This window comes from Aliirhizobium smilacinae, assembly GCF_006335145.1.
Taxonomy (GTDB): Bacteria; Pseudomonadota; Alphaproteobacteria; order Rhizobiales; family Rhizobiaceae; genus Neorhizobium; species Neorhizobium smilacinae.
The window spans coordinates 698,602-718,976 of the sequence record NZ_VDMN01000002.1; the positions used below are offsets into that span (position 1 = coordinate 698,602).

Here is a 20,375-nt window from a genome sequence, read left to right on the forward strand (position 1 = left end):
TCGGGGCGTTCTGCTTATTTGGTGAGGAAGGTGAGGCCGAGCGTCATTTCGACGATCGCCATGACGCCGACGGTAACCAGCATCAGAAGCACGGAAACGGAGGCGATGGTGGGATCGAAGAACTGTTCCATATGGGCCAGAATCTGGATCGGCAGGGTGGAAATGCCGGGGCCGGTCAAAAACACCGAGATCGACACGTCGTTGATCGAGGTGATGAAGGCGAGGATGAAGGCGGCAATCACGCCGGCGCGGATATTCGGCAGCACCACGGTGAAGAAGGTTTTCAGCGGCGGGCAGCCGAGGCTGATGGCGGCTTCTTCCACCGAGAAGTCGAAGGAGGCGAGCGAGGCGCCGACGACGCGCACCGAATAGGGCAGCACGAGCAGCGCATGGCCGATGATCAGGCTCGGATAGACCGGCAGGCCGAGGCCGATTGTGATCGTTTTCAGAAGCGAAAAACCGAAAACGATTTCCGGCACCAGGATCGGCAGGATGAAGAGTGTGCCGAGCCATTTCGGCAGGCCGACACGGTAGCGGTTGAGCGCATAGGCCGCCGGAATGCCGATCAGCAGGGAAAGGCCGGTTCCGAGGATCGCGACCTGAAAACTGGTGATCGCCGTGTTGCGGAAGGCCGAGATCTCGAAAATATTGGCAAACCAGCGCAGGGTCAGGCCCTGCGGCGGGAAGGTGAGATAGGTCGTATCGCTGAGCGACGCGCCGACGATGATGACCAGCGGGGCGAGCAGGAACAGGAAGACCAGAATGGCGAAGGCGCCGAGGAGCGGGTGGATACGGGCTGTCATCTTGGCTACACCGCCATCGGGTTGAGACGCCGCGCGATGCGGCTCATGATCGAGACGACGGCGATGGTGATGACCACCATGATTGCCGCGATGGTGGAGGCGCCGACCCAGTCGAAGGTGACCATGGCTCGCTGGTAGAGAAGGGTTCCCATCATCATCATCTGCTCGCCGCCGAGAAGCTGCGGTGTGGCGTATGAGGTGAAACTGCCGGTAAAGACGAGCACGGCGCCGACGATGAGGCCGGGGACGGCAAGCGGCAGAATGACCTGGAAAAAGGTGGCGATCGGTCTTGCGCCGAGCGAGGCAGACGCTTCCACCACATCGCGCGGAATGCCTTCGAGTACGCCGGTCAGCGTCAGGATCATCAGCGGCACGAAGAGATAGACCATCGCGACGATGACCGAGCCCTCGGTATAGAGCATCGACAATGGCTCTGAGATGATGCCGAGCGAGAGGAGCGAGCTGTTCAGGATGCCGTTCTTGCCGAGAATGATCAGCCAGGCGAAGGACCGCACGACGACGCCGGTCAGAAGCGGGAAAACCGCGGCGATGATGGCGATGGATTTCAGACGGCCGGGCATCTGGGCGATGACGTAAGCCGTGAGGAACCCGATGACCAGCGAGATCGCCGTGGTGATCAGCGCGATTCTCAGCGTGCGATAAAGGATGTTGGTGCGGAAGCCGCTGTTGAAAAAGGCGGTATAGGTGGAAAAGACGCCCTTCGGCTCACCGAATGTGGTGGCGATGGTGATGAGGACGGGGACCACGAGAAGCAGAGTGACGGCAATGGTGGCCGGCAGCGTCAGTCCCCATTTGGCGAACTTGTTCATATTTTTACTTTCAACCGCTCGCCACCCCCTCTGGTCTGCCGACCATCTCCCCCACAAGGGGGGGAGATCACAAGTGGCGAGACCTTCGCCCTATTTAGACGAACGAGTTTTACGGGAATGGTGCCTATTTTTGTTCGAGTGCGCCCAGCTGATCTCCCTCCTTGTGGGGGAGATGCCCGGCAGGGCAGAGGGGGTACTCCTCCGATGACTTCGCCTTACTGCGCGAACAGCTCGTTCCACTGGTCGATCCAGTCGGTCTTGGCTTCGTTCATCTTGGCGTAGTCGATACGCGACAGGCTGCTCACCTGTTCGGCACCGTAGGTCCACATTTTTGCCTGCTCCGGCTTCAGTTCGACCTTGGTGTTGATCGGGGCATCGACGCCCTGTTCGGCTTCCTTCTGCTGCACGTCCTTCGACAGCACGAAGTTGATGAACTGGTAGGCGAGCTCGACGTTTTCCGAACCCTTGGGGATGTTGATCGTGTTGACGGTGGCGATGTCACCATCGGAAAGCTTTGCCCATGCCATTGTCGGGACGGCGGCCTGCATCGAGGCCAGCGTGAAATCCTGGGCGATGGCGACACGCACTTCGCCGGTGGAGATCAGGTTTACCAGTTCGGAACCGGTATTGTAGTTCTTCACGACATTCGGCTTCAGTTCCTCGATGGCACCGAACGCGCCTTCGCTATCTTCAAAGGCATCGCTCTGGGCGTGCTTGCCGGCCTGCAGCACGACCATCGGGCCGGCCGTTGTGGTGATGCCCGGCAGCGAGATCGACTTTTCGAGATCGGCGCGCCACAGGTCGTTCCACGAGGTGATCGGCGGGTTGACCTTGGCCGAATCGTAAACGATGCCGACGCGGCCGATCGTGTAGGCCGGGCCGTATTTGCCCTGCGGCTGGCGGCCGAGTTCGTAGATGTCCGCAAGGTTCGGGATTTTGGCCGGGTCGATTTCGAGGAACTGGCCCTGTTCGATGCCGAGCTGTGAAAAGCTGTCGGAGAGATAGATGACGTCAACGCCCTTGCCGTCGCGCAGGCGCAGCTTGTTGAGTCGGTCGGCATTGTTGCCGGTCTCGAAAACGATGTCGCAGCCGCAGATCTTCTTGAACGGCTCGATGATATTGGCGTTCATCTTTTCGCCATTATAACCCCACCACGAGATGGTGAGGGTCTTCGACTGGGCGCTGGCGGCGGAAACGCCGACGAGTGAAGCGATGACGGCGACTGCCGACGCGCGGAGAACACGGGAGACGTTCACGGGACGAAGACCTTTCGGAAAACCGGTTGACCGGGATACAACCGGACTTTGAGGGTAATTCTATTTTTTGAGCGATCTCGCTGCAAGCCTGTTTGGCGTGCAGTCCACGTTTTTCAAGGTCCTGTTGCCGCAGTTTTTGCCGGACCTGATGATCTTTTCTATAAACGGGTCTTGCAGCTCTAGTGACTAGAGGTCCTAGAAAGGTTCTCGATGCAATGGCGGAGAGTGACATGGCGGACGACAGGACGAATAACGGGACCTCACATCAGGCGCGCTACAAGGTTGGCGGCATGGATTGTGCCAGCTGCGCGACGAAGATCGACACAGCGGTGCGGCGCGTTGCGGGCGTCGAGGATGTCTCCGTTTCGGTCGCCGCCGGCACGATGACGGTCAGCCACGATGGGAGTGCTGATCTCGCAGTCATGGAAAAAAAGGTGTCAGGCCTTGGTTATTCGCTCAGGGCATTGGGGCGAAAGGGTAAGGCAGAGCGCGGCATACCCCCCTCCGCCCTGCCGGGCATCTCCCCCACAGTGGGAGAGATCAACCAGCCGCGCGATCATCACGAACATGGCCCCGGCTGCAGTCATGACCACGATGGAGAGCATGACCATGCGCATCATCATGGCGGCGGACACGATCACTCCGAGCACGACCATGACCACGAAGAAATCGAAGGTCTTCATGGTCACGACCACGGGCCGATGGATGGGCCTTGGTGGCAATCGAAAAAGGGCCGGCTGACCATTCTCGTCGGGCTGGCACTTGCGGTTGCCTATGGACTCGGACATCTCGTCCCGGCCTATGACAGCTACATCTTCACCGCTGCGATGCTGATCGGTCTGGTGCCGATCGCGCGGCGCGCGATCATGGCGGCTTTCGCCGGTACGCCGTTCTCGATCGAGATGCTGATGACGATTGCGGCGGTCGGCGCCGTTATCATCGATGCGTCGGAAGAGGCGGCAGCCGTCGTTTTCCTGTTTCTGGTCGGCGAGCTTCTGGAAGGTGTGGCGGCCGGCAAGGCGCGTTCCAGTATCCAGAGCCTGACGGCGCTTGTGCCGAAGACGGCACTGCTGGAAGAGAACGGCAAGACTCTTGAAGTTCCAGCGGAAGGTCTTGCCGTCGGTTCGGTCATTCTGGTGCGGCCGGGCGACCGGATTTCCGCCGATGGCGTCATCGTGGCGGGGACAAGCGGCATCGACGAGGCGCCGGTAACGGGCGAAAGCACGCCTGTTTCGAAGGGCGAGGGCGATCAGGTGTTTGCCGGCACGATCAATGGCGCTGCGGCGCTGCGGGTGCGCGTCACGGCTGCGGCCGAGGACAATACGATCGCTAGCGTGGTGCGGCTGGTGGAAGAGGCGCAGGAGAAGAAGGCGCCGACCGAGCGTTTCATCGACCGGTTTTCGCGTTATTACACGCCGGGCGTCGTCGTGGTGGCGGCACTCGTCGCCATCCTGCCGCCGCTCCTGGCCGGCGCGGACTGGGATGAATGGGTCTACAAGGGTCTTGCCATCCTGCTGATCGGCTGCCCTTGCGCATTGGTCATCTCGACGCCGGCAGCAATTGCCGCCTCTCTTTCATCCGGCGCGCGCCGTGGCCTGTTGTTGAAAGGCGGAGCCGTGCTCGAAACGCTTGGCAAGCTGACCGCAGTGGCCTTCGACAAGACCGGGACGCTGACTTCAGGCAAGCCGCAGGTGACCGATGTGATCGCCTTCGGATACAGTGCCGACGATGTGCTGCGGATTTCGGCGGCACTCGAGACAGGCTCCAGCCATCCGCTGGCAATGGCAATCCTTGCCAGGGCAGCGGAATATGAGCTGGACATTCCGGCCGCAAGCGATGCCAAGGCGCTTGGGGGCAAGGGCGTGACGGCGATCGTCGGTGGCGAAGAGGTGTTTCTCGGATCGCCGAAGGCCGCCGCAGAGCGGGCCTCCCTGCCGATGGCCCATTCGCGCCGCATCACCGGTCTTAATGACGAGGGCAAGACCGTTTCCGTGCTGGTTGTCGGCGGCGTTCTGGCGGGTGCGATCGCCATGCGCGACGAACCGCGTGCCGATGCAAAGGCCGGGCTGAAGGCGCTTGCCGATGCCGGCATCAAGACGGTGATGCTGACCGGCGACAATGCCCGTACGGCAGCGGCGATCGGCAAGGATCTCGGGATCGAGGTGCGAGCAGAACTGATGCCGGAGGACAAGCAGCGGATTGTCGGTGAATTGCAGCGCGAGGGATTTGTCGTCGGCAAGGTCGGCGACGGCATCAACGACGCGCCTGCGCTGGCGGCAGCCGATATCGGCATTGCCATGGGCGGCGGCACCGACGTTGCGCTGGAAACTGCCGATGCGGCCGTTCTGCATGGCCGCCTATCGGATATTGCCGGGATGATCGACCTGTCGAAGCGGACGATGCGCAATATCTGGCAGAACATCACCATCGCGCTCGGATTGAAGGCGGTGTTCCTGGTGACGACGATCATCGGTATCACCGGCCTCTGGCCGGCAATCCTTGCGGATACGGGCGCGACCGTGCTGGTGACGATCAATGCGCTGCGGCTTTTGCGGCGCTAGATCTTAGGCGCTGCGGCGGATGGCTGTAGGAATTGAGGCTAATGCCTCCGGCCGGGCAGGCGGGAGGTTGCTCGATAGAACAGAACTGCCGCGGGCAGAGGCTTTGGCGTGATAGAGCGCCGCGTCTGCCGCGCCGAGTGCCGCATCGCAAGATGTTTCGCCTTTTTCGACAAGCTTGATGCCGAAGGAAGCTCCGATCGACACGTCGCCTTTCGACAGCCCCATCGGCCTTGCCAGAGATATCGAAAGATCCTGGCAGATCCCCTCGGCCTGGATTGCCGAGACTTCCGGCATGAGAATGGCGAATTCGTCACCGCCGAGGCGGAAGAGGCGGTCGGTTTCCCGCGTATTTGCACGAAGCCGGGCGGAGACAGTTTTCAGCAAGTCATCGCCCATGGCGTGGCCATAGGTATCGTTGACGCTTTTGAAGCCATCGAGATCAAGGCAGATGACGGCGAGCGGCCCCCTTTCGCTCAAAGAGCGGAATTCCGGCTCCAGCAATGCGCGGTTGGCGAGGCCGGTCAGGAAGTCATGGGTTGCAGCGTGACGCATGCGTTTTTCCCGCGACAAAAGCGTACGGGCGGCGTTGCGCGACATCCGCACCGTGAAGATGCCGGTGGCCAGTAGGAGGAGGCCGACGGTGACGAGCAGCGGGAGAGAGCGGTACAACAGGTCGGCGGCCGGGCTTGGCGGGCGCCAGGACAGGACCTGAGGTTCTCCATTCGGCCCGACGGCGATCTCGACATGGCCCCGGTCCGGCGTAATACCCGCTAGAGAGCCGATCCGCGCATCGTCGAGCAGGAAGCGTGTGCCGAAGAATTCCTGGATGGTTCCGGTAATCGGCATGGCCGTGATCAGGATCGGCGCGCGCGCGCCTTTCGGCTTTGCCGTTGAAAAATCCGGTTGAAACAGTGCGGCCGTCATCAGGACTGCATCGTCGCCTAAAACTTCGATACGGCTGATGCTGACCGGTTTCGGGATGCCTTCGATGATGCGCCCGGGTTCCCTTGAGCGGACATTCGCCACCAGAGCGGCCGCATCCTCGATGACAGTCGGAACGCCGCGTGTAAAAAAGCCGCGATCCTTGATGCTGTCGTCGGTGCGGGAATAGATCAGCCTGTCGTCATGATCGAGCACCGCGGCAAAGCGGGTGCGGGATGTGCCGATCAGGGACGCACCGATATTGCGGTCGGTCCATTCGAAATCGAAGCTGTTGTCGATCTTGGCGATGGACTCATCCCATATCGTCCAGGCCGTCAGCGAGAACTCGATATCGCTGATCCACAGGTCGATATTGTGTTTGACCAGGGTTTCCTGCCGTTGGCGCAGGTCGGCATCGATCTGGGCGATGCCGAAATAGGGGATGGCCGCCATTCCGGCGATCAGGATCGCAACTGCGATGATGACCGGACCGACGAGCCTGAAATGGATGAAGCGCATAGGGTGGAGACGCTCTTGGAATTTGGCTTATGTCAATGAGCGCGACTATCGGATGCAAGTTCTCACGATGGCGTTATCGCCAGTCGCGTATATGAAATAATCAGCGACTATTTTATTAGCACAAGCTCCTTAAATGCCGGTGACGTGAACGACTCGTAAAGATTGCATTTAGGTTTTCTCGGTAAGGTCCTGTTAGTGAAATCCCGTATTGCGCCTGAGATGGGGCAGCCAGGGCGGGATGGGTGTATTGCGTACGGGTTCTCATGCGTTTTTCTGCTGCCACCTCGGCTATCCTTGCCACCTGCATCGGCCTGTCCGGTTGCACCTCTTCGAGCACAGAGACGGCGCTGACCGTACCGCCGGCATCGGTGAAGACCGCACGGGTTGCGCCATCGTCCGCGATCGTTCCTTCGTATATGCCGTCCGCTTCCGTTCCGGCCATCGATCCGACACCGGTTGCGGCGATCGCGCCGCCCGCCGCAGTCAACGATCCGCATGCTCTGGCCTGGAATGGCGGGGGTGAGGGTACGCATGCTTTCGACGGGTTGCAGACCACGGTCGGCATGCCGGTGCCTGCGGAGCGCCCCGTCGCTTCGCTCAGGCCGGCGATCAATCCGTCGTATAGCCAGCCCATGCCGCCGTCCGGTGGCGGGCAGCGGTTGAGGGTCTACGGCCATCGTTTCAGCGACGCCAAGCCGATGAATTTCGGTCGTGTCGCTCCCCGGCATTTCGCCGTACACGGCGTCGACGTGTCGCGCTGGCAGGCCAATATCGATTGGGCGAAACTGCGCACCCAGGGCGCCAACTTCGCCTATATCAAGTCGACAGATGGCGGCGATCATATCGACCCGATGTTCAAGACGAACTGGGCGAGAGCGCAGCAGGCGGGCATCCGTCGCGGTGCCTATCACTTCTTCTACTGGTGCCGTACCGCTGGTGAACAGGCCGACTGGTTCATCCGCAACGTGCCGCGCGATCCCGATGCGCTGCCGCCGGTGATCGATGTGGAATACAATCACCAGTCTGGTTGCAAGATGAAGCTGTCGACCGAGCGGGTGCTTGAGAAGATGCAGGTCTTCATGGACAGGCTGGAACGGCATTACGGCCAGCGCCCGGTCATCTATACGGCGCCGGATTTCTACAAGGATCATCTGCAAGGCCAGTTCCGCGACTATCCGTTCTGGCTGAGATCGGTCGCTGCGCATCCGTCGAAAATCTATCCGGATCGCAAGTGGCTATTCTGGCAGTATTCTGGATCGGGCCTGTCGCAGGGCGTCGAAGGCAAGATCGACCTCAATGTTTTTAACGGCGGCGAGGAAGGCTGGCACGACTGGGTGGCGCGATCCACCGGGTCGGGAAGCGCCGTCGCCCGACGCTGAGCAGGAACCCTCAAAATTCGAGATCGAAAAAGCCCCGCGCCGGGATGCTGAACACGGCGCGGGGCTTCTTTTGTCCGGAAAGGACGCTGTGACAGGCTGACGGCGGTGTCAGTTGCCCTGCGCCAGAGCTGGTCCACTTTGCTGCGCGAGGTCGACGCTGGCGACAACCGACATGCCGGGAACGAGGCTGTCGGTGAGTGGTTGGTTCGGCTCTATTGCGATCCGGACAGGGATACGCTGGGCGACCTTGGTGAAATTGCCGGTCGCATTATCGGACTTGATGACGGAGAATTCGGAACCGGTGGCGGGCGCGAAGCGCTCGATTTTGCCCTTGAAACTCTGGTGGCCGAGGGCATCAACGGTGAAGGTGACTTCCTGTCCCGGCTTCATCCCTTCAAGCTGCGTCTCCTTGTAATTGGCGACGACCCAGACATGATTGGGCACCAACGAAGCGAGCTGGGTGCCGATCGAGACATACTGGCCAAGTCGGCCGGTGACCTCACCGAGTTCGCCATCCTGCGGGGCGGTGATACGGGTGTTCTGCAGGTCGATATCGGCGAGCTCGACCGAAGCCTTGGCGCCTTCGACGGTCGCTTCCAGCGTCCTGCGGTTGACCACGATCGTGTTGAGATCCTGTTCGGCGACAAGGACGGCTGCTTCTGCCTGATGCACGGCTGCCTGTGCCTGGTCGTAGGTGGCCTGCGCCTTTTCGAAATCGCTCTGGGTCGAGACATTGCTCTTCAGCAGCGACTGGGTGCGGTTATAGGCGGTCTTGGCTGCATTGAAGGCGGCATCGGCGCTTTCTACGGCTGCCTTGGCAGAGACGATCTTGGCTTCGGCAGACTTGCGGCTTTGCTCTGAGTTTGCAAGCGAGGCTTCGGCCGATGCCAGCGTCGCCTTGGCCTGTTCCAGTTTCTGGGCATAGATGCGGTCATCGATGCGAGCGATGAGATCGCCCTTCTTGACCTTCTGGTAGTCCTGCACGGGCACTTCGACGATATAGCCGGCAAGCTGCAGGCTGAGCAGCGTGACCTGGCCGCGGACATAGGCGTCATTGGTAGTCTCGATCGAGCCTTTGAAGGGCGGCAGGTTCCAGACATAGAGAATGATGAGCACACCGGCGATGCCGACGGCGGCCGCGAGATAGGTTGCGAGAGAGCGGAATACGGATTTCATGGTCTTTGACTTGTTCTTGGGGCCAGGTTGCGGGCGTCAGGCAGTTTGCGGGGTGTCTGTGTTACGCGAAAACCGGTGGCGGTTGTTCCAGAGGATGTGAAGCAGCAGCAGCGCGATGGCTGCAACCGCGATGAGGAATGTCGCGAAAAACGCGTCGTTATAGGCAAGCACATAGGCCTGTTGCTGGACCTGCTTGGCGAAGGTGCTGGTGCCCTGGATCGTGTGCTGGGCGGCGTCGGAGCCGGTGCGGCTATAGGCGGCCACATACTGGTTGAGGCGCTGCACCACGAGCGGATCGGTCGGCAGAAGTCGGGCTGTCAGGATGGCGGAGTGATATTGCTCACGCCAGGTGACGAAGCTGCCGAACAATGCGCTGCCGATGAAGGCGCCGACCTTCTGGGTGAAGAGAAACACCGCGATGAAGCTTATGATATAGGTGAGGCCTTTCTTCAGCGCCGCGGCAAAGCCGACGGCCATGGCGGGCGGCAGGAAGAGGCCGCTGCCGAAAGCGATCAGCGACTGGCTGAGGAGCATCTGGTCGGGGCGCGTCAGAACCGTCGATTGGCTGTCCATCAGGGTGCCGGCGGCAATCAGGATCAGGGCGAGCAGGTGTATGGAGGCCTCGCGGCCTGGTTTCATGAACATGGCGCAGAGCAGGCCGGAGGCGACGCTGGCAATCAGCACTGCCCAATAGAGATGCGCCATCTGCTCGTTGAAAAGGCCGAGCTGGCGGAAGAAGTTGATCGCACCGGTCGACTGTTCGGTAAGCAGCATGCGGAAGACGAGCAGCACGCCGGCGAAGTGGACGATCTCCCACGAGCCGATCCAGCGCACGTCGATCAGATTGTTCTTGCGGTTGAGCTCCAGCATGATGCAGAGCGTGCCGCTGACAATGCCGGTGATCAGCACCCAGGCCAACCAGTTGGCCTCCAGCCACCAATAAAGCCGGCCCATGGTGAAGAAGACCGCGAGACAGCCCATCGAGGTGGCCAGCAGGCCGTAGCTCACATAGTCCATCGACGAGATGACCTTGGCGCGGGGTGGCGACGTCAAGGGCAGGATGTAGATCAGGCCGAAGACGATCAGCGCCAGCGCCAGTTCGACGAGATAGAGGCCGCGCAGGTCATGGATATCGAGCAGCGACGGCGAGATGAGGCCGGCGATCGGCGTCGACAGCGACAGGCCTATCAGGGCGAGGCAGAGGCCGATGTTCAGTTTCTTTTCCGGCGGGAAAATTTCCAGCATGTAGAGGAAGGCCATCGACGAGATCGGCGCGGCCGCAGCACCTGCGAAGAAGCGCAGCGCAATGCTGAGGCTCAGATCGTTGACCCATAGATGCGCGAGGCTGATGATCACATAAGGGATGATCGCCAGTTCGCAGAACTGCCGGATACCGTATTGGGTACGGACCTTGAACAGGAACAGGCCGAGGCTGGCATTGGGGAAGAGATAGGCGGCCATCAGCCAGGCGGCCTCGTTCTGGGTCGCTTCCAGAGGTCCGGCGATCTGCTGCAGGTTGGTGGAGATCATTGCCGTGCCCAGGCCCTGCATGACGGCAGCCGTGAGCGAGGTCAGCGCATAAAGCAGCGCGATCGGCAGCGGCTTCGGCACGAAGGCTGGCGGTGCTGCCGGCGCCGGCGCAGGTGGCGGCGTCTGGACCTCGGCTGTGGCGGCCTCAGGCGGTCCGATCTGCTGATCTTCGCTTCTGATCGTGGCCTCACGCGCGGACATCATCGACCTCCACATTGGAGACGTTCTCGGAAATCCGCTGCATCAGTTCGATGGTCTGTCTCAGTTCGGCTTCATCGATGCCCTCGAAAAACTGGTGACGGATCTGGTCGGCCAATGCACGCACGAAAGCTGCCTGCTCCTCGCCATGTTCGGTCAGCGCGATCAGCTTGACCCGCCGGTCGTTGGCATCGGGACGGCGTTCGATCAGGCCGTTTTCCTCCATGCGGTCGAGAAGCCGGACAAGCGTCGCCTGCTCGAGTTCCAGATCGCAGGCGAGTTCTGTCTGCGTCATGTTCTGCTTCTTGGCCAGGCGAAAGAGCGCACGGGCGCGCGGATAGGTCAGGCCATGAGCCGTGACCTTCTTGTTGAATGTCGTGCGGATCTTTCGGCTGACCTTGGTCAGCTCTTCCAGAAATTCCGACGCGGTCTGATCTGTGTAGGGCATTGGTTAGCACACTAAGTTTATCTGCAACATTAGTTAGCACCCAAACTATCGAATTTCAACACTTGACCATGCGCAAGTCAGGTATCTGTATTTTGCATGGGTTGCGGTCAGATTTACTCGTTGTGTGTGGGACGCAGGGAATCGCTACCGCAGCAGGCCTTGGCCACCATCCACATAAACCGGCGTTCCCGTGACATGGCGCGACGCATCCGAAGCAAGAAACAGGATGACCGACGCGACATCATCGCTTCGGCCCGCCTTGCCGCCGGTGATCGGAATGTCGCCGGCAGGGAATTCCACAGGGACGGCTGTCTCCTCTTCACCGCGAACCTTGGTGTTGTCGTTGATGCTGGTCTCGATGGCGCCCGGGCAGACCGCGTTGACGCGGATCCGGTGTCGCCCCAGCTCGAGTGCCAGTTGCTGGACGATCGCCACCTGAGCGGCCTTGGTGGCGACATAGGCGGTTGCGCCCGGTGTATTGAAGGTGCGGTTGCCGTTGATGGAGGACACGACGATCACAGAGCCGCCCTGTTTTTTCAGGTGTGGGACGCTGGCATTCAGCGTCAGATAGGTGCCGCGTAGGTTGACCCGGATCGTCTGGTCCCACTCCTCGGGCTTCAGATCATCGATGGGGGCCCAGATGCCGTTGATACCGGCATTGGCGACGACGACGTCCAGCCTGCCGGTCTCGGCAATCAAGGTATCGATAGCGGCATGCATGGCGGTTTCATCGGCGACGTCTGCATCGAGAGTGATGGCTTTGCCGCCTGCCGACCTGATCAGGTCGGCGGTTTTCTCAAGCTCGCTCAGCGTATGGCCGAGAAGACCGACGATGGCGCCGGCTTCTGCCAGCCGGATTGCCGAAGCGCGTCCAATGCCCGAACCTGCGCCGGTGACCAGAGCGACTTTCGATTGAAGTTCCATCGGCTATCCTCTCGTTTCTGACGGTGTTCCAACCGCGGCAACGAAAGAGGCAGGACGAGGTTCCGATCAATCTGGATAGGTGTCGGTGAGAATGCGCAGGCCTTCGGCGAATTTGCTGCCATCGCCGCCCATCTGGCGCATCTGGGCAAGATTGTCGGTAAGGTCTGCCCGCTTTACCGGGCGAGCCAGCGGGTTTGCGATCGAGCGGCGGACAAAATCGAAATAGTCCTCGCCGTCCCGTTTGCTCATTGCATCCACCGCATCGACGACGCTTTCCGAAAAGCCTTCTTCGCGCAGCCGCTCGAAAGTCCAGCCGGGGCCTTTTTCGACAACGTCGTGGAGCCAGGCAACGAGCGTCTGGTCCTCCCCCGTGACATGCTCTGCCACCCGCCGGACATGATCGATGAACGGGCCACCCGTTTTGCTGGACTGCCCCTCATGGGCCTTGGTGGCGATGCCGATCGCCTTGCTCAGTTGTGTCTCGTAGGTCATCGGGGTCTCACCGTGCCGTGATTTCTGCTGGAGCGAAGGCATATCAAAGCGCTTTGCAGATGGCGATATGGATCAGAGCCGGTCTTCCTCGAACTGTTCAGCGCCGTCCAGCGGCGCAAGCCAGTCTTCGCGGCGCTTGACCCATAATTCGTAAGTGGGCTGAACATCGGTCGGTGCCATATCCAGCGACCCGACCCGGATCTCGACCTCGTCCTCTGCCGGTTCGGAAAAGACGCGGGAACCACAGTTCACGCAAAAACCGCGTCCTTCGTGATAGCGGACCTCTCCCGATGCCTCGAACGCATGGGCAGGCCAGATTCCGAACGTGGCGAAAACCGAACCGCTTTCCTTTCGGCAATCCATGCAGTGGCAAAGTCCGATACGGATAGGGTCCGCCTTCACCTTGTAGCGAACCTTCCCGCAAAGACAGCTTCCGGAACGAATAATCATGGTGACTCCTCCAAGGCTTATGAAACGAACTAGTGCCGATCCGCGATCCGACCAGATATCGTCATTTGCCATCTTGCCATCAAATGCTATCTTGATGGCAGAGCACTCATTCGAAAGGCCGTCACATGGTCGAACCGCAACTTTCCGTTCGAAGTGCCAAGGCGCGGGATCTGGCCCACCGGCTGTCCCGACGTGAAAATAGATCGATCGCCGATATCGTCGAGCGTGCGCTGGAAGCCTATGAGATTCGCGAAGCCGGCCGCGAGCCGGCGGCGGCATTTTACGCACGAATCTCTCAACATGCGCAGGCGTCTTCCAATGAAGGAAGTGACATCGATCTGGAGACGATCATCAACGAAAACCGAAAGCCCCATCAGGGTATCGACCTGTGATCTTTCTCGACACCAACGTTATCTCCGAAACCCTGAAGCGCGATCCCGACAAAAATGTCATGGCCTGGCTGGCACGGTATGACGCCGAACTGGCCTTGCCGACAATCGCAATTGCCGAAATTGCGTTCGGGATCAGCAAGATACGACCGCAGGAGAGAGCTGATCGGCTCGAACAGGCGCTTTCTGACTGGCGTCGCCGTTTCGCGGACAGGATTTTTCCCGTGACCGAACATGCAGCTTTGGCCTATGGCGACATCATGGGGAAAGCCGTGCACAGCGGGCGGCCCATGTCCGTGCCCGATGGCCTGATTGCGGCCATAGCGCTTATCAATGGCGGCAGGCTTGCGACCCGAAATCTCAAGGATTTTCAGGGTTGTGGATTGGATCTCATATCGCCCTGGAATTTTTGAAAATAGGGCCGGCAACCTAGCGAATGTTCAGCGTTGCGCGGATTTCTTCCTCGTTTTCCAGTTTCTGGACAACCACGCCGTACCAGCCAAGGCCGTCGTAATCCTCATAACCAAGGGTTCTTGCATAAGCGACAATGGAGCCGCTGTTGTCGTAATAGCTGCCCGACGCCTGTCCGCTCGGGTTGGCGAGCACGAAATGCGTGAACAGCATCGCGGGGTTCGTGGTTGCGATGACGCGGCTGTTGCCGTCAAGCAGCAGAACGGTGGTCTTTTCCGCCACATGAGGCGGCAGGTTTGCCTCCTTGTCGACGATTGACTGGCCCTGGTTTTCCCAGTCGAAATAGACCCCGAGCGTGCCGAGCAGAGCGCCGTCGAGTTTTCCGCCGTCGCGAATGCCGGTTGCGTAGACGAGCGCCGTCCGGTTGTCATGCGGGGCGGAGCGCTTGACCTCGTCGACGACATAGTCGTCACCGGAAGCGCAGCGCCTGGCGGCCAGGAACCATGGTTCATCCGAAAGCGAGGTGCCGATCAACTTGCGCTGGAATTTCGGATTGGCAGACGCGATGACCTTGCCGGAGAGATCCGTCATGACGAGATCGAGATAGACCGTGTAGAAGCGGTTGATGACGCCGAGCCGCTCTGCAGCAAAAGCGCGCCGCTCGGCCTGCGGGTCGGCCAGGGCCTGCCAGAGCGCAGTATCCGTCGCCCACCAGCGGACGTCGGCGGTGCGTTCGAACAGATTGCGCACGATCAGCTGAACCAGGGTTTGGGCGAGGTCGGTAAGTCTGACGCCTTCCATTTCGTGGACAAGGGAATCCGCCATGGTGCGTGTCAGCCCGATGCGGCCGAGCACGTTGCTTTCGAATTTTGAGGCGATGTCGGTGGCGATCTGGGCCAGCCGCTGCACTTCGTTGGCGACGACGGCAAACCCCTTGCCCATCTCGCCGGCGCGGGCCGCCTCGATCAGGGCGTTGATGGCCAGAAGTTTGATCTGCTTGACGACATGCGTGTTGTCGGTGCTGAAGCGCTCTAGATCCTTACCGATGCCATCCGTGATGACCTGCATCGAACGGGGCGTCGCGGCATGCTGCTGCTTTTCTGCCTGTACGGGTATCATTTGCAGATCCTGAAATAAAAAGTGGAGATGTGACAATATGTCTATATTTTGCACGCTCTGGTTTTTGCTTGGTTAATTTAAATCTTTGCGGGAACGGAAAGAGCGATATTTTGCTGTTCAGCCGTTTTTTGGTGTGGAGGGGCGGGCTGTCGGCAGGTGCGGGTAATGGAAGAGGGCCCGCGGCTGTGCCCGGTCGCGCGGACCGGAACATCTTGCGAACCCCGGCGTTTGGACCCCATTATTTCATGGAGGTCAGGATGCGTGCGCAGTTCCTCACTACCGCGATGGCGGCAGCTTTCTGCTTTCCTCTCGCGGCCAACGCGGCGGAGAGCGATTTTCTCAAATCGATCGATGGACAATGGTCAGGTGGCGGGACGGTGTTGACCCGTATCGGTGGCAAATCCGTCAACGTTCGCTGCGATATCGGTTTTGCCGCCGGGTCTTCCGACCTGTCGATGCAGGGCACCTGCCGCAGTCTCGTCGTCGTCAGCCGCTCGATTTCGGCGGCATTGAAGGCAAAGGGCACGCGTTATAGCGGCACCTATACCGGACCTTCGGGCCAGCCGTCATCTCTTTCGGGTAGCCGGCAGGGGGATTCGATCAATCTGGCCGTCCGCTGGGTGAGGGACATCAACGGTGACCGGTCGGCAACGATGACGATCGCCAAACTCGGTGAAAACCGATTGAGGCTACAGACCATCGACAAGGATCCGGCAAGCGGCAAGTCGGTGGTGACGAGCAGCATCGATTTGCGCCAGTAAACTGCCTACAATCGGCTTTACGCGGCAAAATTACGGGACGTGCCGCAGCCACTCTTCTGTAGAGAATTTTTCTTTCGCCAGCTTCTCCGCCTCGGCATATTCCGCGTCAGAAATCGTGCCGGTCGTGCCGCCGTTGAGGGAAACGAAGGTCTCTTTCATCCGGCGGATGATCTCTTCGCGCGGCAGGCCGGTCTGGCTGCGCAGGGGATCTACGCGCTTGACGGCGCTGGTTGTGCCCTTGTCGCTGAGTTTTTCGCGGCCGATGCGCAGGACCTTGACCATCTTCTCGGCATCCATGTCATAGGCCATGGTGACGTGGTGCAGCACGGCGCCGGAGGAAAAACGCTTTTGCGCAGCGCCGCCGATCTTGCCCTTGGAGCTGGAGATATCGTTGAGCGGCTTGTAGAAGGCGTCGATGCCCAGCGACTGGAGCGCCTTTAAGACCCAGTCGTCGAGAAAGGCGTAGGAATCGGCAAAGCTCATGTCACGCACCAGTTCGGCCGGCGCGTAAAGCGAATAGGTGACGCTGTTTCCGGGTTCGACCAACATCGCGCCGCCGCCGGTGACGCGGCGGACGGTTTCGATGCCGAATTCGGCGGTGGCTTCCATGTCCACTTCGTTGCGGAGCGACTGGAAACTGCCGATGATGATGGCCGGGCGTTCCCATTCCCAGAACCGCAGACAGGGGCCGCGCCGGCCGGTGCCGACTTCCCTCGCCAGCACTTCATCGAGTGCCAGATGCATGGTCGGCGTCTGAGCGGGCGCTTCGATGATCTGCCATTCGTAATCGCGCCAGGTGCCGGTGACGCCGAGCGCCCGGCGCACCGCAATCGCGACAGCCTCGGGGCTGAAGCCGATCATTTCGGCGCCCGGCCGCAATCCGCCACGGATAGCGGCAACGATGTCCTCCACTTTGGCTGAGGCGGCAAGGCCCTCCAGCGAGAGACGGATATCGTCCAGCGCTTCCGCCGGTTCGAGGAAGAAGTCACCCGAGACCTGGACATTCGAAAGGAGACCATCCTGGATCTCGACTTCTACGACGACGAGCTTTCCGCCCTGGACCTTGTATTCACCATGCATCGTGCTGCTTCCCAACTATGCCGTAATTATTGCCCGCCCGTGCTCACGGGAAGGAGACGAGGTCACCGTAAAGCGAGCGGAGCTTTGCCTTTACAGCGTCAGAACCGCGGTAGATGTCAATGAATTTGCGCAGGCGCGGATCGTCGCGCATGTCGGGGCGGGTGACGAACTGGAAGGCATAGATCGGGTCGTTTTCGAAGATCAGGCCGGAGGCCGGGTTAAGGCCTGCAAGCTTGGCGAAAGTCGGGTAGGTGGCGGCGGCATCGACATCATCGAGCGCGCGGGCGATCTGCGGTCCGTCGAGTTGCACGACACGCAGCGGCTTCACCCACTTGACGACATCTTCGAGTGTGGCGCGATGGCCGATACCGGGTTTCAGCTCGATCAGCTTGGCCTGCCGCAGCAGAAGCAGCGAACGGGCGGTGTTGACGGCGTCGCCGGAGAAGGCGATCTGCGCATTGTCGGGCAGTTCTTCCAGGGTTTTGTATTTCTTGGAATAGATGCCGAAGGGCGTGGCATAGGCTGGCGAAACGGCAACAAGATCGCGGCCGCCGGCCTGATTGGTGAATTCCAGATAGGGGATGTGCTGGAAGAGGTTGGCATCCATTTCCCGGTCGGCGACAGCGATGTTGGGCGTGTTCCAGTCGTTGAACTCGACGAGTTCGACCTTGAGGCCCTGGGCCTTCGCCTCTTCGGCGGCAACTTCTGCAGCCTGATTGGAAATGCTGGTGGCAAGCGCGATGCGCAAAGGAGCCTCATCCTGCGCCGCGGCGATCGAGGCGGTGAGGGATGCTGCCATCAGGATTGCGATTGGGAGGATATGCCGGCGAAAGGTCATGGACGTGCTCGCAAATGGGATCGGCGCGGCGACACTGTCACTGCACCGCAGTTTTGCGGTGCTTTACCTCTGTTTGTCGATGCAATCCATGGGGGAAATAAAAATTGTACTTATGGAGTCAAGTTTATGGGCTGGAGAGGCGTTGCCGGTAGTTCTGGTGATAACCGCAGATCACCGACGGAGCTGTTTTCGACGACGTGGCCTCAATCACCCTCACTCCTGTGACAAGCACAGGGATTGTCTATCGAGAAATGTGCTTTACTGCTGCCGAAGCCTGGATGATCCCCGGGATGGCCTTCCCGGGGATCATGCGGTGGCGCGCCCGGACAGGAATAGGTCTTTCCGACCGGCCTCATGGTGGGCCGCTGCCGCACCAGCTTCGCATCGCTTGTTGACTTGAAAGGGCCGGCTTTCGCCGCGCCCGCAGACAATGCTAAGCATGGAGCACCATCATGACCCCGAATGCCGATAAAATCCAGTTCGCCCTCGGCTGTGACGTCTCCTGCCGGACCGTCACCATCTTCGACAGCCGAAGCCATCAGACAAGCACCGTCGAAAATACACCAGCGGCCCTTCGAAAGGCGCTTGAACCCTATGCAGGCTGCCGCGATGTGCTGGCCGTCTGTGATGCATCCGGCGGATACGAGGACATGCTGCTGAGCGTCCTTGCCGCCCTCGCCATTCCCACCCACCGGGCCGATGCTGCCAAGGTCAAGGCCTTCATCCGCTCCTTCGGCACCAGAGCCAAGACCGATCCGATCGATGCGCGCTTCCTGGCCCATTACGCACTTGATCGCGGCACCAGGCTTTGCCGTTGGCAACTGCCGGAAAAGACGCAAAGCATGGTCAAACTGCTTGTCGCCCGTCGCGCCGATCTCGTGGCCATGCGGGTGCAGGAAACCAATAGGCTGGCAGCCCCTCGCAACAGGCCGATTGCAACTCAGATCAAAAGCCATGTCCGAGATCTCGACCGGCGCATTGTGGAGACAGAAAGGCAGATCGACCTGCTGATCGCCAAAAGCCCGCAGATGGCGCAACGCAGAACCATTCTGCAATCGGTTCCCGGCATTGGTCCCGTCGTTTCCGCCATGCTGATCGCCACCATGCCCGAGCTTGGCCATATCGATCGCCGCAAGGCTGCCGGCCTTTCCGGTTGCGCGCCTCATCCGCGCGATAGCGGCGCAATGCAGCGCCATCGAGTCACCTCGGGCGGAAGACGACAGATCAGGCCGGTGCTCTTCACCGCCGCCCTCACGGCAATCCGCGGAACGAGCCCCCTGGCAGACGGCTACCGACGGCTCGTCGCAGCCGGAAAGCCGAAGCGCCTCGCAATCAACGCCATCATGCGACGCATCGTCGTCATCGCAAATGCGAGGCTAAAAGAATACGAGACGCAACTGACTTGATGAGGGAGAGGTTGGTTGCCGCTCATGGCTAAAGAGACCTTGGTGATGCTGAACCGTAAGCCTTGCCAGCAATCCGGGGCTATCGACATCGCTGCCGGCAACCGGAGGAGCGGGGATCAGAGACCCATGGCTTTCAGTTCCTGCAGCGGCGGGATGGTGTCGAACATGTGCTGGTCGAGGCGGTCCCAGATGATGCCGCAGGTCGGCTTGTGCGGGCTGCAGACACCGATTGTGCGGGTGGGGGTGAAGATGACATCGACGACGGTGTCATAGACATCGGGGTTGAGCTTTTCCGACAGAACCTGGCAGTCGTGGACGACGGCGGCACAGGGGGTTTCGACGGAAATCTTGCCGAGCTGATAGAGCATGCCCCATTCGGCATCGAAGAAACCGTGGCCCTTGCCGAAACGCACGCCTTCAAGATTGATCGCACCGGTGCCGGTGACCATGTAATCGACATTCGGCAGCTTGGTCTGGATCTCGGCGAGCGTCATGTGCTTTCCGATGCGCTCCATGCCGTCGAGCGTGGAGGCGTAAAGATAGAGTTCGGGCGCGATCTTCGATGGATCGAGCAGCCAGAAGCCGCGCTTGATCGAATAGGTGGTCATCAGCACCAGCTTGCCGTCTTTCAAGGCCTGCAAACGCAGCCGGTCGAGGCAGTTGTCGGGAGTGATGAAGATCAGGCGGGCGTCGCGGTAATAGGGGTTGTCGAGCAGGCGGTCGACGGCCGCTTCGCCTCCTTCGAAATCGGCGATGAATTCGGCGAAATCGAAATGAAAACGGCTGTCGGCGATGGCGACCTTGCGCAATTCGGTCCAGACGCGTTCGCGCACAGAAGACTTATGATCGGCGATTTCAGCGTGGGTGGACATGGGGGCTCCTTG

Annotated in this window: 20 protein-coding genes; 6 read left to right on the plus strand and 14 right to left on the minus strand. The window is 60.3% G+C overall.

The genetic code is table 11. The annotated features are described in order from the left end of the window. Positions 1-14: 14 nt before the first annotated feature. The 3 genes from FHP24_RS13980 to FHP24_RS13995 all read right to left on the minus strand — a co-directional run bounded on the left by FHP24_RS13980 (position 15) and on the right by FHP24_RS13995 (position 2,847). A complete protein-coding gene (locus tag FHP24_RS13980) occupies positions 15-803 on the minus strand; it encodes an ABC transporter permease (protein ID WP_139676791.1) in 789 nt (262 codons plus the stop codon). 5 nt (positions 804-808) lie between these two features. Next, complete coding sequence (locus FHP24_RS13985; RefSeq protein WP_139676792.1) at positions 809-1,633, minus strand: ABC transporter permease; 825 nt, start codon at positions 1,631-1,633, stop codon at positions 809-811. Positions 1,634-1,848: 215 nt separating this feature from the next. Further along, positions 1,849-2,847, minus strand: coding sequence for an ABC transporter substrate-binding protein (locus FHP24_RS13995; RefSeq protein ID WP_394344625.1), 999 nt, complete (start codon positions 2,845-2,847; stop codon positions 1,849-1,851). Positions 2,848-3,119: 272 nt separating this feature from the next. Between FHP24_RS13995 and FHP24_RS14000 the strand changes: the two genes are divergently transcribed. Next, positions 3,120-5,450 (plus strand): heavy metal translocating P-type ATPase, encoded by a 2,331-nt coding sequence (locus FHP24_RS14000; protein ID WP_139676795.1) that lies wholly within the window; start codon positions 3,120-3,122, stop codon positions 5,448-5,450. 3 nt (positions 5,451-5,453) lie between these two features. Here FHP24_RS14000 and FHP24_RS14005 read toward each other — a convergent pair whose 3' ends face one another. Continuing rightward, the gene (locus FHP24_RS14005) at positions 5,454-6,890 is read right to left on the minus strand and encodes a sensor domain-containing diguanylate cyclase (protein WP_139676796.1); all 1,437 of its coding nucleotides are present in this window, start codon (positions 6,888-6,890) and stop codon (positions 5,454-5,456) included. A gap of 263 nt (positions 6,891-7,153) precedes the next feature. Between FHP24_RS14005 and FHP24_RS14010 the strand changes: the two genes are divergently transcribed. Beyond that, the gene (locus FHP24_RS14010) at positions 7,154-8,269 is read left to right on the plus strand and encodes a glycoside hydrolase family 25 protein (RefSeq protein ID WP_139676797.1); all 1,116 of its coding nucleotides are present in this window, start codon (positions 7,154-7,156) and stop codon (positions 8,267-8,269) included. Positions 8,270-8,377: 108 nt separating this feature from the next. On the opposite strand, the gene FHP24_RS14015 is transcribed toward FHP24_RS14010, so the two are convergent. From FHP24_RS14015 to FHP24_RS14040, 6 genes are all read right to left on the minus strand, one after another. Continuing rightward, positions 8,378-9,445, minus strand: a complete 1,068-nt coding sequence (locus FHP24_RS14015) for an HlyD family secretion protein (protein ID WP_139676798.1) — start codon at positions 9,443-9,445, stop codon at positions 8,378-8,380. A 36-nt stretch (positions 9,446-9,481) separates the two neighbouring features. Then, positions 9,482-11,176, minus strand: coding sequence for an MFS transporter (locus FHP24_RS14020; RefSeq protein ID WP_139676799.1), 1,695 nt, complete (start codon positions 11,174-11,176; stop codon positions 9,482-9,484). Continuing rightward, entirely contained in the window at positions 11,163-11,621 is a 459-nt protein-coding gene (locus FHP24_RS14025) for a MarR family winged helix-turn-helix transcriptional regulator (protein ID WP_139676800.1), read from the minus strand. The genes FHP24_RS14020 and FHP24_RS14025 overlap by 14 nt, the downstream gene beginning before the upstream one ends. A 144-nt stretch (positions 11,622-11,765) precedes the next feature. After that, positions 11,766-12,545 (minus strand): SDR family oxidoreductase, encoded by a 780-nt coding sequence (locus FHP24_RS14030; protein ID WP_139676801.1) that lies wholly within the window; start codon positions 12,543-12,545, stop codon positions 11,766-11,768. A gap of 66 nt (positions 12,546-12,611) precedes the next feature. Further along, entirely contained in the window at positions 12,612-13,037 is a 426-nt protein-coding gene (locus FHP24_RS14035; RefSeq protein WP_139676802.1) for an HD domain-containing protein, read from the minus strand. Positions 13,038-13,109: 72 nt separating this feature from the next. Beyond that, entirely contained in the window at positions 13,110-13,487 is a 378-nt protein-coding gene (locus FHP24_RS14040) for a GFA family protein (protein ID WP_139676803.1), read from the minus strand. 125 nt (positions 13,488-13,612) lie between these two features. Here FHP24_RS14040 and FHP24_RS14045 point away from each other — a divergent pair, with 125 nt between their 5' ends. Further along, complete coding sequence (locus FHP24_RS14045) at positions 13,613-13,879, plus strand: type II toxin-antitoxin system VapB family antitoxin (protein ID WP_139676804.1); 267 nt, start codon at positions 13,613-13,615, stop codon at positions 13,877-13,879. Continuing rightward, positions 13,876-14,289: a type II toxin-antitoxin system VapC family toxin gene (locus FHP24_RS14050; protein ID WP_139676805.1), complete on the plus strand. Its 414-nt coding sequence runs from the start codon at positions 13,876-13,878 to the stop codon at positions 14,287-14,289. Before FHP24_RS14045 ends, FHP24_RS14050 begins: the two co-directional genes overlap by 4 nt. A gap of 16 nt (positions 14,290-14,305) precedes the next feature. Here the strand turns inward: FHP24_RS14050 and FHP24_RS14055 are convergent, their stop codons facing one another. Continuing rightward, positions 14,306-15,406 (minus strand): methyl-accepting chemotaxis protein, encoded by a 1,101-nt coding sequence (locus FHP24_RS14055; protein ID WP_139676806.1) that lies wholly within the window; start codon positions 15,404-15,406, stop codon positions 14,306-14,308. A 257-nt stretch (positions 15,407-15,663) separates the two neighbouring features. Here FHP24_RS14055 and FHP24_RS14060 point away from each other — a divergent pair, with 257 nt between their 5' ends. Beyond that, positions 15,664-16,167, plus strand: a complete 504-nt coding sequence (locus tag FHP24_RS14060; protein WP_139676807.1) for a hypothetical protein — start codon at positions 15,664-15,666, stop codon at positions 16,165-16,167. A gap of 30 nt (positions 16,168-16,197) precedes the next feature. Here the strand turns inward: FHP24_RS14060 and FHP24_RS14065 are convergent, their stop codons facing one another. Together FHP24_RS14065 and FHP24_RS14070 are read right to left on the minus strand one after the other, a co-directional pair. Then, the gene (locus tag FHP24_RS14065; protein ID WP_139676808.1) at positions 16,198-17,247 is read right to left on the minus strand and encodes a lipoate--protein ligase family protein; all 1,050 of its coding nucleotides are present in this window, start codon (positions 17,245-17,247) and stop codon (positions 16,198-16,200) included. 43 nt (positions 17,248-17,290) lie between these two features. Further along, a complete protein-coding gene (locus tag FHP24_RS14070; protein WP_139676809.1) occupies positions 17,291-18,085 on the minus strand; it encodes a MetQ/NlpA family ABC transporter substrate-binding protein in 795 nt (264 codons plus the stop codon). Between the two features lie 452 nt (positions 18,086-18,537). Here FHP24_RS14070 and FHP24_RS14075 point away from each other — a divergent pair, with 452 nt between their 5' ends. Further along, positions 18,538-19,491: an IS110 family transposase gene (locus tag FHP24_RS14075; protein WP_139676810.1), complete on the plus strand. Its 954-nt coding sequence runs from the start codon at positions 18,538-18,540 to the stop codon at positions 19,489-19,491. 116 nt (positions 19,492-19,607) lie between these two features. Here FHP24_RS14075 and FHP24_RS14080 read toward each other — a convergent pair whose 3' ends face one another. Further along, a complete protein-coding gene (locus FHP24_RS14080; RefSeq protein WP_139676811.1) occupies positions 19,608-20,363 on the minus strand; it encodes a 5-formyltetrahydrofolate cyclo-ligase in 756 nt (251 codons plus the stop codon). Positions 20,364-20,375 lie beyond the last annotated feature (12 nt).

Excerpts from the sequence above, each read along its gene's own strand:
- FHP24_RS14040 (WP_139676803.1), bottom strand. The coding sequence starts at position 13,487 with ATGATTATTCGTTCCGGAAGCTGTCTTTGCGGGAAGGTTCGCTACAAG.
- FHP24_RS14030 (WP_139676801.1), bottom strand. The coding sequence starts at position 12,545 with ATGGAACTTCAATCGAAAGTCGCTCTGGTCACCGGCGCAGGTTCGGGC.
- FHP24_RS14080 (WP_139676811.1), bottom strand. The coding sequence starts at position 20,363 with ATGTCCACCCACGCTGAAATCGCCGATCATAAGTCTTCTGTGCGCGAA.
- FHP24_RS14035 (WP_139676802.1), bottom strand. The coding sequence starts at position 13,037 with ATGACCTACGAGACACAACTGAGCAAGGCGATCGGCATCGCCACCAAG.
- FHP24_RS14010 (WP_139676797.1), top strand. The coding sequence starts at position 7,154 with ATGCGTTTTTCTGCTGCCACCTCGGCTATCCTTGCCACCTGCATCGGC.
- FHP24_RS14015 (WP_139676798.1), bottom strand. The coding sequence starts at position 9,445 with ATGAAATCCGTATTCCGCTCTCTCGCAACCTATCTCGCGGCCGCCGTC.
- FHP24_RS14055 (WP_139676806.1), bottom strand. The coding sequence starts at position 15,406 with ATGATACCCGTACAGGCAGAAAAGCAGCAGCATGCCGCGACGCCCCGT.
- FHP24_RS13985 (WP_139676792.1), bottom strand. The coding sequence starts at position 1,633 with ATGAACAAGTTCGCCAAATGGGGACTGACGCTGCCGGCCACCATTGCC.
- FHP24_RS14000 (WP_139676795.1), top strand. The coding sequence starts at position 3,120 with ATGGCGGACGACAGGACGAATAACGGGACCTCACATCAGGCGCGCTAC.
- FHP24_RS14005 (WP_139676796.1), bottom strand. The coding sequence starts at position 6,890 with ATGCGCTTCATCCATTTCAGGCTCGTCGGTCCGGTCATCATCGCAGTT.
- FHP24_RS14025 (WP_139676800.1), bottom strand. The coding sequence starts at position 11,621 with ATGCCCTACACAGATCAGACCGCGTCGGAATTTCTGGAAGAGCTGACC.
- FHP24_RS14060 (WP_139676807.1), top strand. The coding sequence starts at position 15,664 with ATGCGTGCGCAGTTCCTCACTACCGCGATGGCGGCAGCTTTCTGCTTT.
- FHP24_RS14070 (WP_139676809.1), bottom strand. The coding sequence starts at position 18,085 with ATGACCTTTCGCCGGCATATCCTCCCAATCGCAATCCTGATGGCAGCA.
- FHP24_RS14045 (WP_139676804.1), top strand. The coding sequence starts at position 13,613 with ATGGTCGAACCGCAACTTTCCGTTCGAAGTGCCAAGGCGCGGGATCTG.
- FHP24_RS13980 (WP_139676791.1), bottom strand. The coding sequence starts at position 803 with ATGACAGCCCGTATCCACCCGCTCCTCGGCGCCTTCGCCATTCTGGTC.
- FHP24_RS14065 (WP_139676808.1), bottom strand. The coding sequence starts at position 17,247 with ATGCATGGTGAATACAAGGTCCAGGGCGGAAAGCTCGTCGTCGTAGAA.
- FHP24_RS14075 (WP_139676810.1), top strand. The coding sequence starts at position 18,538 with ATGACCCCGAATGCCGATAAAATCCAGTTCGCCCTCGGCTGTGACGTC.
- FHP24_RS14020 (WP_139676799.1), bottom strand. The coding sequence starts at position 11,176 with ATGTCCGCGCGTGAGGCCACGATCAGAAGCGAAGATCAGCAGATCGGA.